Here is a 389-nt window from a genome sequence, read left to right on the forward strand (position 1 = left end):
GCTTTAGATGCTTCTAGACCGTCTTTAATACGTTGGTTGATACTTTCTACCATAACGACCCCATTCAATACCGCTACACCAAATAAGGTAATAAAGCCAACGGAGCTTGGTACAGACAAGTATTGTCCAGATAAATATAAGGAGAAAACTCCGCCAATTACAGCAAGCGGCACGTTGACCAATATCAGCATAGCTTGACCAACAGAGCCAAAAGCAAAGTAAAGTAACAATGCAATTAGCGCTAAAGATAGAGGTACAACGATAGCTAGTCTGCTTTGAGCACGCTGCTGGCTTTCGAATTGGCCACCTATTGCTACCGAGTAACCTGAAGGTAGGTCAACTTTCTCAGCAATAACTTTTCTGATGTCGGCTACTACACTACCCATATC

At 42.7% G+C, this 389-nt stretch carries 1 protein-coding gene; it reads right to left on the minus strand.

Features of this window, described 5'->3' with window-relative positions; genetic code table 11:
- Positions 1 to 389 (minus strand): efflux RND transporter permease subunit (locus JWJ90_RS23015; RefSeq protein ID WP_205229535.1); only part of this gene is annotated, 389 nt, incomplete at both ends.

The sequence above is a fragment of the Desulfobulbus rhabdoformis genome, assembly GCF_016919065.1.
GTDB classification, from domain to species: Bacteria; Desulfobacterota; Desulfobulbia; order Desulfobulbales; family Desulfobulbaceae; genus Desulfobulbus; species Desulfobulbus rhabdoformis.